7 protein-coding genes and 1 pseudogene are annotated in these 12801 nt (G+C 44.0%); 3 read left to right on the plus strand and 5 right to left on the minus strand.

The annotated features are described in order from the left end of the window. The first annotated feature begins 110 nt into the window (after positions 1-110). From ACSBQQ_RS16035 to ACSBQQ_RS16045, 3 genes are all read left to right on the plus strand, one after another. Positions 111-584: an ash family protein gene (locus tag ACSBQQ_RS16035; protein WP_230200374.1), complete on the plus strand. Its 474-nt coding sequence runs from the start codon at positions 111-113 to the stop codon at positions 582-584. Positions 585-814: 230 nt separating this feature from the next. After that, positions 815-1933: an HNH endonuclease gene (locus ACSBQQ_RS16040; RefSeq protein WP_060428732.1), complete on the plus strand. Its 1119-nt coding sequence runs from the start codon at positions 815-817 to the stop codon at positions 1931-1933. A 339-nt stretch (positions 1934-2272) separates the two neighbouring features. Then, entirely contained in the window at positions 2273-3226 is a 954-nt protein-coding gene (locus ACSBQQ_RS16045; RefSeq protein WP_072269934.1) for a hypothetical protein, read from the plus strand. Positions 3227-3324: 98 nt separating this feature from the next. Here the strand turns inward: ACSBQQ_RS16045 and ACSBQQ_RS16050 are convergent, their stop codons facing one another. The 5 genes and pseudogenes from ACSBQQ_RS16050 to ACSBQQ_RS16070 form a co-directional block, all read right to left on the minus strand. Then, the gene (locus ACSBQQ_RS16050; RefSeq protein WP_060428734.1) at positions 3325-5412 is read right to left on the minus strand and encodes a DUF262 and DUF1524 domain-containing protein; all 2088 of its coding nucleotides are present in this window, start codon (positions 5410-5412) and stop codon (positions 3325-3327) included. A gap of 379 nt (positions 5413-5791) precedes the next feature. Then, a pseudogene (locus ACSBQQ_RS16055) lies at positions 5792-6876 on the minus strand (IS3 family transposase). Between the two features lie 217 nt (positions 6877-7093). Further along, on the minus strand, positions 7094-9724 hold the full coding sequence (locus ACSBQQ_RS16060; protein ID WP_060428740.1) for a DEAD/DEAH box helicase family protein: 2631 nt from the start codon (positions 9722-9724) through the stop codon (positions 7094-7096). A gap of 4 nt (positions 9725-9728) precedes the next feature. Beyond that, positions 9729-11645 carry a site-specific DNA-methyltransferase gene (locus tag ACSBQQ_RS16065; protein ID WP_060428745.1) on the minus strand — a complete coding sequence of 639 codons (1917 nt, stop codon included), beginning with the start codon at positions 11643-11645 and terminating at the stop codon, positions 9729-9731. Between the two features lie 65 nt (positions 11646-11710). Then, positions 11711-12352, minus strand: coding sequence for a hypothetical protein (locus ACSBQQ_RS16070; protein ID WP_072269935.1), 642 nt, complete (start codon positions 12350-12352; stop codon positions 11711-11713). Between the last annotated feature and the right edge of the window lie 449 nt (positions 12353-12801).

The raw sequence follows: 12801 nt of genomic DNA on the forward strand, positions 1-12801 counted from the left end.
TTTTTTCCTTTTACTGATAACGCTATAGTTTTTCCGCTGCGGCAAAATCCGCAGCCGGAGTTAGCGTTCCGAATCCCCCAACCCTGTTCGAATATGGTATAAATTCGAACATGCCGGTGCGCACCAAAACAATGGTGGCTCGGGCGGTGCTTCCTCCGGGAAGGCCGGTATCCGTTGGGGCCGGTACGCTAACGCCGTTCGAGCTACCACCCGAGTTTAGCGTCTCTTCTGGTAGCGGTATTTATCTCCCAATGGAAATAGCCGATATGGAAAACACTTACTTACCCAACGCTTCTGAAACCATCCCCAACACCCTTACCCTTTATCGCCAACTGTTTAACCACCTCGATCTCAGCGTTTACAATCCCTCAGAACTCTTAGACCTCGCCGCACTCTCTGCCGAGCAGGCGGAAGACCTTTGCCATGGGCTGATGCTGTTCGGCCACTTGCTGCAAAAGCACCCACAGCTGGACGCTGAAGGCTGGGAGCAGCTGAATCACTATCTCAACGCAACGGCGCATCTGGTTCCTGTGTTGTGTAATCTTTATGGGCGGGCACTGCAGGAGATGGAAGCCTGCGACTAACGTAAATGGTAATCAGGGCGATGCCCATCGCCCTTCCCAACCACGCTTTTCCAATAGATCTGACTGACATATCACAACAAAAACATTCATCAAGGTAGGCATTTCCTCCCCTACCTGGCATAGTTAACGCATTCGGTAAATCGATGAGTTAACTGCTGGGTATTGATGCATACTGCTCTCGTCAGCAAGCACATTGCCCAGAGCCAACTCGGCAATGTGAGGGAGTGGTTTTGGCAACTGCAATAGAGGCGTTATCTTCAAAAGAATTCGTTTTAAAAGCCATCGAAGAATATAAAAAAATTGGCCGAGATGAATTCTTAAAACAACATGAAATAAAACGATTTAAAAAATACACCCTTCATTATAATGGTGAGAAGTACGATATCCGCGGCATTGCCGCTAGAGCATACAGTGAGCAGCATGGTTATCCGTTTAAGGGAATCAACGCCGATAGCGGAACGGAAAAAGCCATCCAGTTTCTCAAAGATCTCGGTTTTGAGATCGTCGAAACACCGCATCCTTTTGACTACTTAACCGAAGGCAAGCTGTACACACGCAAAGCACTTATCGAGCTCTACGGCGGGCAGCTACAAGGCGGTATCTGGACCCCGCGGGAATTCCCGGTGATCTTTATCTTCACCGGAGAAAGCGGCGAAACCTACGGCTACAAAGATGGATGGACAGCCGAAGGCAGCTTCTCTTATACGGGAGAAGGCCAAAAAGGCGATATGGAATTTATTCGAGGCAATAAATCCATCCGCGACCATAAAAAAGACGGCAAAGATATCTTCCTGTTCGAAGACAACAAGAAAGAAAAAGGCGTCCGCTATCTTGGCATGTTTGAGTGCGACTCTTGGGATCACATTCAGTGCTTAGATTTCGAAAATAACATGCGCCAAGGCATCACCTTTAACCTGTTCAAAGTCTCATCACTGCACGCGGTCGAAGAAGAAGCAGAAACCGATGAAGACGATACGAAGACAGAGACGCTCGAGCAGTTGCGCAAAAAGGCACTGCAGTCCTCAAAGCAATCAGGCCAACGCCAACAGAGTGACAGCAAAAAATCCTGGTTTAAACGCAGCGAAGACGTAAAGAAATACGTGCTCAAGCGCGCCAATGGCATCTGTGAAGCCTGCGACCAGCCGGCACCGTTCAAGAAAAGAAATGGAGATCCCTACCTCGAACCCCACCACACCAAACGCTTAGCCGATGAAGGCCCCGATCACCCGCAGTGGGTGGGCGCCATCTGCCCTACCTGCCACCGTCGGATACACAGTGGTGCTGACGGAAAAGCGCTGAACCAGTCTTTGATGGTGAAGTTGGAGCTGAAAGAGTCTATAGAAAAATAGTTATACCATCCTATTTTTAAAAATATCATTTGATTTTATTTTCACCATAGCCGAAGCGAAATAGTTTCATATAAAATTGGTTTAGAAACCCAACAATTAGCAGGAAATCAGTAAAGCTCAGGGCTAACATCGTTAGCCCCATTTCAATAGAACTATATACTTGAATTCACCTCACCCTCAATAGTAACCAACGTTAACTACTCCAGACACAATAAATATAGCACCAATAATTACACTCCTGACTGAAATAAGTGACAAATAGTATAAAACAGATTCATTTACTCATTTTAATTTGTTATAAATTATTATATTTATAATTTATAAAACGGAGATTTTCTTATGATTACTCGGCGTATAGCTTATGCTTATTATGATCCAAACTGGGACAAACGGATCCATGGTATTCCACTACTTATCCGTAATGAAGTTGAACCACTTGACTATCAATCAGTTATGAAAAGTCATTTAATTTGCCCTCAATGCTACGAACCCCTCATAAGAGTACCTTCAGATCCTGAATCGTCTATAATGTCCAATGGCCGAGACGCTTTATTTCGTCATTTGCCAGATCCTGATGCTCCTTTCTGCTTACTTAGAAGCGGGTCCGTTACTGGGAAGCGTTACTCTAACGAAGAAGAGGCCAAGAAAGCTGTTGAGGACGAGGAATTAATCGTTATCAATGGATTTTTGCAAGAGAAGCCTGAGAATGATCCTCGTGAACCTCACAATGGTGACGAACAGCCGATTGACACCTACTATGAAAGTAAAGATGGTCCGATTGTCAATGTCCCTGTAGCACGACATAATGGCCAAACATTTAAATTACCCAGCAAAATAACAAGCATTCAATCTCTTTGTACCAATTTTAGAAAAAACTATTATAGGGAGATATTCGTTGTTGATGAGTCAGGTCACTCTCTTCGCTATCTTTTCTGCGATACTTTAAAGGATGTCAATCACATAAATAATGAAGTTGAAATCCCTAACTTTTACTTTGGTCAGATTTCTAAAATAGACAAACACATTAATCATTCAACCATTTGGATTAAATTAGCAACTCCGAGGAACTATGCCGATTTTAGAGTGAGAGTCCCGAATAAAGTCGCTGAGCCAAGAGGTATTGTTTCAGGTAAAGCTGAAAACCGCATAGTGGTGTTCTATGCATCAATTGAATCAGTAGGAACAGGATATTGGACCAAAGAACTTACCTGGGGCGAGGTTGCACTTTTACCTGACAAATACAAAGATTTTCTTCTGACCGATTATGAAAGAAAACTAAAAAATTATAAATAAAGCATATAGTTATATGAAATACACTCATTAAATTAATTCTTAGACAAACGGTCCTTACATATCAGTAAGAACAGTTTGTCTAGTTTTAACAAATAAAACTAACTTTCCATCTGCCGTTCAAAAGCTTGAGTCACCAATGCCATTATATAAGGTAAATCTTCTTTATTTTCAAAAGCAATCTCAACATCACCGTTCCCCCAGCGGCCTAACTTCGTCACGTCTCGGCTCAAACCTCGAGGATCCTCGAGCTCCGAAATCGGAATGTTTAGAGAAAGTAATATACGCTTAGCCTGAGGAATAACATCCACAAAATTAACTTCGGATTTATAAGCAATATAGAGTTTAAGGAACACTTCAGATACACAAGGATCAAGTGCTAATACTGCTTTTCGAAATACCTCAAACAGCACACTCACCTGTTCTTTTGCTAAGTGTGGATGATCGTCAATACTGTAGGAACGACTGATTTCATCTTCAGATTTGTATGTGTTAAGAACCTCTACGGACAGATCCACTGAAGGCCATACAATACTGGCTTTCTCAGCCATCGTTTTTGCTCGAGCTTGAATTGCAGGCTCGTCCCAGTTTTCTACAATGGATAATCCCTCATTCAAGCGAAGTGGGCTGTGCTTAAATCCACCATCCATGTCGCGCTTTTCAGTAAAGGATTTATTACTATACTCAGAGTTATAACCAGTCAACGTTAAGTTACCTATCGTATGGCGCCAAGTTTCCCACACACGTTGCCATTCGGTACCGAGCGTCTTCTGCCATACTAAAGGTACTTTCTCCACATTATTATCACACTGAGGCATGATATGTTCTATGGTATATTCATCGACATGAACACGCTCTTTGTGATTAAAATTCTCAAATTTTTTCAGCCAATAACTACGGCTTCTAAAATTATACAGATCGCGATGAGTTATTTCTCGTTTAAACTCGTCATCATTAGGAAAACGACGATATGAAGGTAGCATCATAAATGCCGCTTGAACACTTTCCAGATAGCGATCTTTTTTGAAACTTTTACTGAGACCGGCAAACGTTTTATTCATTGAGTTGGTAGGAATAGCACATACTGCCCGACGAAAAACATAGCTTTCTATTAATCGCAAAACAGTAACGAACTCAGAATGTTGTAGCTTTTCACCCTGGTAATCATTATACAGTTCTAAAATAAGTGGATATGCTACGTCCATACGCAGTTCACGGATGTCCTGGAATACCTCTTTTAGTTTTTTGTCTTTTTCTACCCCGAGTACAATGGCGCAATAATACACCGCATATTGGTAAATATCAGCAACAACGGAATCAACTGACTGTTTACTCCGGTAGAAATGTTGCTTGAATGTCTCATAAACGTCGTCAACCTTCGGGATCTCGCCGGTTTTAACCGTTAAATAATGACGCATAAAGAAATCAAACTGTTCTGAGTAAGCCTCTTGACCAAAAAGCAGTTCCATTTTTCGCCAGTAGTCATTATACAGCTCAGTTTGACGTTCGTTATCCAGCCCCATTAAAATGTAGTTTCTGATCAAATCAGCGTGGCTCAACTTCTTCCCTGTTGAGTTCATACTCTCAAAAATCAACTGTGGATTGTCATAACCACGCTGCAATGAAATATCGACCACAATAAGCTTGTTAAGTCCTTTACATACTGTTTCCTGTAACTCTTTATTTTTCAATTTATCTTGGAAAAACTCAAAATTTTCTTTAATCCTGATCGAGTAAGCTTCCGGCTGCGATTTCCTGTCAACAATAGCGCGTAACGTTGCATTATCCGTTTGAGACAACACTAATTTATAACGTTTTTCGCCAGACAACAGCGGGTTGGTCAAATAAAATCCGCGTAGTTGTTCCTGATTAAACCCCTCGATAAACTCGTCTTGTCCTACAGCCTCAGCTAAGGCTGCGATTAACAAAGAGGCTGTAGTAACACGCTGTTGTCCATCGATTATGAGTAACGGAGACTGTGACGTAACAGAATAAAGGCCATGCTCAATATACACTACTGAACCGATAAAATGACCGTTATTACTTTCATCTTTACCGCAGCGAATAATATCGTCCCACAACTGCTCACACTCTTTCAAACTCCAAGAATAAAGACGCTGATAGATAGGTATAACTAACTGCGGGGCTGTGCGTAGAAAATCGAGTAATTTTGCTTCTTTAGCTTTCATCCTGATTATTCTCTTTTTGATATCCTGATTACATGCACGCCAGTGCAAATATGCACCTACTGACGTCACTTGAACTGTGCCTTGTTCAAGGGTTGATCAGGCAAGGAAAACAATCAAGGGTAAACATCACAAACATTACATAGTTTTATCTTTTTGATTAAAAACACCCGCAGACAACGTGACCTGCTATCCGCGGATTTTTACAATATTTGAGATAATGGTCTCGCATCTATCCCCATTTGAGGCGGCAATCAGTTACACATGAAACTTCATGCCAAACCTCAATTTGATCAATCAGCTCTGCAGGTACTTTTTGAAGTTCTCCGCTTGCTCCAGTACGCTTTTGGACTGACCCCACGACCGTAGACAAATTCTGTCTTCACGACGAGGCCCTATCAAACGCCTCCGGACTGACGCCGCCGAGGTGACTGTGGCGTCGGGACCGGTTATAGAAGACTTCAATGTAATCGAAGATATCGGCTCGGGCCAGATCCCGGGTTTTATAGATGAGTTTTCTGATCCGTTCTTTTTTCAGTGAACTGAAGAACGATTCGGCCACCGCATTATCCCAGCACTTGCCACGCCGGCTCATACTGGGGACTAGGTTATTGGCCCGACAGAACCGTTGCCAGTCGTCGCTGCCGTACTGGCTGCCCTGGTCTGAGTGCACGATGACCTCGCTGTCCGGTTTACGTCGCCAGACCGCCATCATCAGCGCATCAAGTGCCAGTTAGCGTGAGAGAGTCGGCTTCATCGACCAGCCCACCACGTTACGGGCGAAGAGGTCGATAACCACCGCCAGATACAACCAGCCCTGCCAGGTGCGGATGTAAGTGATGTCTGTGACCCAGATCTGATTGGCCCGGACAACGGTAAACTGCCGCTGCACGCGATTAGGGGCAACCACTGAAGGTCGGCCAGCGATACGACGCGGAGTTTTATAGCCGCGTACGGCTTTGATCCGGTTCAGTTGCATAATACGCCCCACCCGGTTTTTGCCGCAGGTTTCCCCGATTTCATTCAGATCGCCATGAACCCGCCGGTAACCGTATACGCCTCCGCTCAGTGAATATGAGTCGCGGATAAGCGTCAGCAGACGCTGGTTATCTTTATCACGCGCCGAGAGCGAGTTGTGCAGCCACGCATAGAACCCGGCCCGGGCGACATTCAGTACCCGACACATCGTCATCACACCCCATACAGTACGGTGTTCATTGATAAAGCGGTACTTCAGTCGGGCTCCCTTGCAAAGTACCGCGCGGCCTTTTTCAGGATATCCCGTTCTTCTTCGGTGCGTTTTAGCTGCGCCCGCAGTGTCAGGATCTCGCTTTTGGCTTCCAGTAAATCCCGGTCATGCTGTTCACTGTTATCAGGTTTAATAGCCCGTAGCCACTTGTAGAGGCTATGTGCAGAAACGCCCAGACGGTCAGATACTTCGGCAACGGAACAACCGCGTTCCGTTATTTGACGGACGGCTTCTTCCTTAAATTCAGGTGTAAATCATGGTGTGCCCATACGCTCCTCCTATGCTCAAACTATAGGGCAGGATCGTCTACCGGGGTGGGGTCAGTTCAAGGTTACATATCAGCAGATCAGAAAAACAAACCCCAGAAAGACATTATCTGCTGGTTGTCATCAATCTGAGCGGAGCACAAGGCTCCGCTTTTCTTAATTGCAGTGATCAAAGCAGCAGTGATGAGGTTTCCAGTGGCTCACCATCGTTAATTTTATCCTGCATATCGTTGACAAATGCCCCCATCTGACTGTTGGCAAAGAATTTAATCCCGACCAGTCTGACGTCCTCATTTTCATCAATCACAATGCGATCCCTGTCATTCAGGGTTTCCAGCATTTTCTCTTTCCATGCGTCATCCAGCAATCTGTCATCCCCTTTCGGCTCAAGGAAGACCTGCCAGTAAGCGTTATCCGCATGGCGCGCCAGTATCATAATGAAGTCCGGCATAAAGCCGCGCACGCCGCCGAACTCAGTGAGCTTAAAGCGCGTTGACTGTTCGTCGTTACGCAGTACATAAATATCGTCGTAACGGGCTCTGAGCTTCGGCATAAAGGCTTCCAGCATTTTCACCAGACGATGCTCAAGCTGATTCAGTATCGCGTTGTCATACACGTACCATTTTTTACCGATGGTCTGCACGGCAGTGATTTTCTGGTTAATTATCACGGAAGAGTCAATGTGCAGACTGTAGTCCTTGATAACGTCCTTCACCGGCTGGCTGATGAAGCGGTATGTGCCTTTCACCTTCTGGTCATTGCGCCGCACGTTATCTGATATACGCAGCAGGACGGTTTCCAGCAGGTGCAGTTTTTCTTTTGCCGGCACGGCAGAGAAATCCAGAGACTGCGGCACGGTGACGGTGATTTTCAACTTGCCAAGATAGGCTTCACTGCGGATGAACTCACGGATACCGGTCAGCTTCGGGAAAAAGCGTTGCAGGTTATCCAGCTCGTAGAAGCGGATTCTCTGCATCGCCTTGCGGTAAAAACGCTCATCCAGTACCAGCGATTCAGGTTTCGTGACGCCGCCTATTGCCCCTGTCAGGTTGTCCAGTGACTCCTCACCGGCGGTCTGATACGGTATTTCAAAGCGCGTTTCCAGTGAGTACGTTTCCCAGTTGCGGCTACTGCTCTCTATTTCTTCCACTTCGTTGAAATACAGTTTACCCGTCTGATAGATGGCGGACTTTTTAAAGTCCTCTTTCAGTCTGGCGTGTTCAATCGTGCCGCCACCATCCTGATGCACGTCAATGTCCGCCTGCTCAAGGGATGCGTGCAGTGTTTTGATGTACACCGGTTCATTGATGGTGTGATAGTGCAGTTGTTCCAGCACGTTTAAATCCTTCGCGCTGTTATCAAACCGGCGAGTGAAGCTCCGCTTACCGTCATAACGGAACGGATAATAGCGTGCGCCGCGACCGATAAGCTGCGCCTCGCTGTCCGTGCCGGTTTTGCTGCTGCTCGCCTGTTCGCTGATGCGGACAATGTCGTAGAGGTTGAGGACGTCCCAGCCTTCGTTGACCTTCGCCACGGCAAAAACGGCTCTAACCGGATTATCGACTTCTTCCAGCGTGTTCAGCAAAACAGGGTTTTCTTCCAGCAGGTCTGATTTATTCACGTTCAGCAGATTGAAGTCGTTAAAGTCCTCCTGAATTTGCCCGATAACCGTCACCAAATCGCTGTTAGCGTAACGCTGTATCACCTTATGCCAGATACTGGTGTCAGAGCTGAGCTGTACTTTTTTATTCGCTAGATGACGTCTGACGCTCTCCGGCGTCAGCGCGGCAATCAGTTGCGAAAATTCATCCTGTTTCACTTTCGACACGGCAATCTTGTTTGACTTGAACAGAATGACCGGCTTGAAGCCGGCGATGCCGTTATCCGCCGCTGTCAACTTGCGGTACTGGCTTAACAGCACGGCATCGAGCATCTTGTCACTGTCGTTCTGGTTAGCTTCGAGCAGCATGACTTTTTTCGAGTAACCATCTGACATGAACTGCTTCAGGTCATACTGGTACACTACTTTGTCACGGTATTTCTGCCCGATATCTTTATTCGCAAGGTCAATGGTGGCGGTAAACTCGAACAGGCGGTTATCCGGTCGCAGGGCGAGGATATTCTCAATCGTGCGCTCCCACGACTGCTCCTCGTTCTCCGGTGAGGTTTTCGCTTTGCCTTTGGCTTTTGTGCCGGCATTGAAGTGATGCGCTTCGTCACCGAGCAGCACGAGCGGGATTTCTTTCAAATCCTCATAGGTGATGCTGTTCTCTCGATAGCTGTTCAGCTCATCGTGCATTTTATGGATGGTCGAGAGCTTAAGGTAAATCGTATTGCGCTCCGGCACGGACGGGAACGTCTCCACGGGGGCGATGGTGATTTTTTCCCCATCGATTTCCAGCTCCTGACTGAACAGGTACTTCGGAGACAGCGGGTTAAGCAGGTTCTCACGGGTTTTCTGAATAATCGCGTCGGTATGTACGAAGAAGATGAAGTTCTGATATCCGTACTCTTTAAACAGATAGAGTATCGTACCCGCCATCACCATCGTTTTTCCGGCACCGGTTGCCATGTGAAACAGTAGATGCCGGTAATGCAGCAGCGCCTCTTCCCGCTTGCGCTGCGTGTAATGCAGGTAACGGAGCGCCCCATGCTGATACGGGCGCAGCGCGTCCTTCAGGTTCGCCTGAACGTAATCCGGCGTCTGATAGTTATCTTGGAACAGCCCCGGTTCATCGAACTGCTTCAGCTTGTTAAACAGCAGCTTCTCGCTGCCGGCTGACATCGGTTTCTTCGCCATACAGTCACTCCTTACCGTAGAAGCTGCGGGTAAAGGCTTTATCGCTCTCTGAGATATTCAGGTCGGAGTCGTCCATATCCGAGGCGTTCACGTAGAGCTGATTTTTATCGAGGATTTCAATCAGGAGTTGCTTCTGCTCATTCAGTTCCAGCTCGCTGAACGCGACTTGACGGAAAATACCGTCCACCTCGTACTCTGCGGAAAGCACGTTTTCCAGTGCCACCTGATAATTGAGATGTGCCTCCGTTTTCATCACGGCAAAGAGTTTTTCTAGTTCTTCTGAGGACTGCGCTTTCTGGATTTCATGCACGAAGTATGCGTTCAGCTCCATCAGTTCGGCATAGACAAAACTTCCCCCCCCTTGCCAGTTAACGTCTTTGGATATACCACCCTGCTCGCCTTCGATGACTTTTTGCAGGCGCGGCACGGTGATCTCGTTGATGTAATCCATTTGCTCAATGCCAATATAACGACGCCCCATTTTATGGGCTACTGCTGCTGTTGTTCCGCTGCCAAGATGAAAATCTAGGATCAAATCGTCTTCTTTAGTTGTTGCGCTAATTATCTGCGCTATAATTTCTTCTGGCTTTGCATATGAAAACGCCCTAGATCCGAATATATTATCAACTTGCTTATTTCCTTTTGTATTTTCAAACCCATTTTCTAAATCGATAATAAAGTCGCTAGATACATAGCTAGCCTTTCCTTCATCAGAGCTTTCAAATACACGCATTGAGGGTTTTGTTATATTTAAAAAATCATAATCACCCGGAAAAACAATTCTCCCTTGTTTGTAGTAATCTAAGAACGTTTCTTTCGTTACAGCCCAGCTTCTCTTTGGGTTTACAGGGTACTCATCACCATTTTTAGGATTTATCATGGTAAAATTAGAGTTGGGACGTTCTTCAGGTGTAGTCTGTTTGGTTAAATCGGATAGACGCCACCTTTCCTCGAAATCCTTTGATTTGTAATATTTCCTTTCAACATCCCTTTGAAATAGTTGATTTTTTTTGCTTGCTCCTTTTGTGAAAGAAATTATCCAGTCGTAGTCCTGTGAGAATTTATATGAAACATCTGACTTTCCATTTCTAGTCTTTCTCGGTATTGTCCCTATGAAGTTTTCTTCGCCAAATATGTCATCCATTAGAACTTTTAAATATGCCTGTTCATTATCATCACAATGAACAAATATAACACCATCATCCATTAGTAACTCTCTAGCTATATCCAATCTATTTTTCATGAATGTAAGCCATGACGATCTACTAAATCTATCGTTGTATTTAAAACTATCAGTTTCCGTGTTGTAGGGTGGATCTATGTAGATGACTTTTATTTCACCTGCATATTTTTCTTTTATGGAGTGCAGTGCGATTAAGTTATTTCCTTTTATTATAAAATTTTCTTTCTTGATAAAATTCGAGAGTGGAGTGTGCACACCATTCGCATCGTATTTTTTTACTCCAGAAAAAACTTTAGGTGAAAATAATTTGTCTATTTCATCCTTGGCTATTATTTCATTATAGTAAATTTCATTTTTACCCTGTTCTTCTTTTGTCATTCCTCCTTCAAGAACACAATCTTTGAAAGGGAAGCTCATAACCACATCAGAGCTATAGTCAAGGTATTTTCCTTCACTAGCTAATCCCACTTTGTTCCGATATTTAGTGAAGCTATTAGCCCAGTATTCTTTGTATTTCAGAAGGCTGCACAGTCTGTCAAAGTCAAAGATGAAAATACCGTCAATATCTGTACCGTAGACAGAACGTACTTTTTCATTAGCGACCAATGCTTTGATTAGATCCGGCTGCTTTTGACTGATAGCTTCACTCACCATTGAGCGGTGTAATTCTTCTCCGTTCCAGAATTGCGGGAACGCTTTCAAAACCTTGTTCAGTTCTTTTATTAATTCGGTTTGCATGCTATTACCTTATGAAAGATTGAAAAAAATCACTTTAATAACCCAATAAATTAAAATAATTTTTGTTATGCTAGATTAATTTTATTTTTTAGATATGTATATAACACTTCACCATTTGTAACTCGTGACAGTGTTTGAGCGAAAGGTATATCATTTTCGAGCACTCGCTTTACATCTCTTGCAGACAAAGGCTTATCTAACAAAGAAAAATCAGATAACACCTGATATCGCATTGAATTATGATTGATTTTTTCAGGATTAGGCTCGTCAATATTCTGGCCACTACCAAAACCATATGCCACAATCCCTGATCCTGATTCGTATAAGAAAACAACATCCCCTTTTTTTATTCTATTTATTTTCCCTATATAATCATCTTCGAAAGTGGCAGCAATTCCTTGCTCCAGAATGATGTTATGGTCAACGGTGCTATTTGTTTTATTAGTATTTAAGAGGAAATAAGAAACACCGTTATTTTCATCAACAATATCTGTTACTTCATTCTCACTTTCCATTCTCATCCTACGCCATTCGGGGATAGCATAATCGGAGATCAACTGATAAATAACATCTTGCCTTGTACAGCCAACAACATCGGCAATTTCTTGGAGTACAGCATTTTCTTCATTAGTGACTCGAACACTTAAGGTCACAGTGTTTTTAATATCGGAATTAAATTTTTTATTAAGATTATTTAATAGACTCATGACTAGGCTCTTGTGTTTGACATTGAGTTAGCATATATGAATCTTAAATTTTGTCAATAAATGAATCCACAAAAGAATCACCACATGAATCACTGAGTGATTCTCTAGCCACTTTAATTGAGTATCGCTTTAACTGGGAGCAGGGGAAACGGAATAACACATTGATAAATAAAATTTATGTGCTAGATATGATTTTGGGGTTTTAAAGCCATTTGTTCGGCATGGTGTGTCGCTGGCTCCACCACATCCTGTGACCACAAACATAATTCAATTAATGCGATACGTGCATGGTACGGAAGCCATGGTCGTATACTCTCATTTTGATGTCATACCTCATCAAGAATAAAACATCATTTATGATGTTTATGGCAAAAAAAACAATCTATCAACGCCAGTATCCTTACTGGCGTTGATAGCTTTTATGACCAGTTATACCTTACGAGTGGTGT

It is taken from the genome of Serratia sp. G204Y (assembly GCF_051172435.1).
Classification (GTDB): domain Bacteria; phylum Pseudomonadota; class Gammaproteobacteria; order Enterobacterales; family Enterobacteriaceae; genus Serratia; species Serratia sarumanii.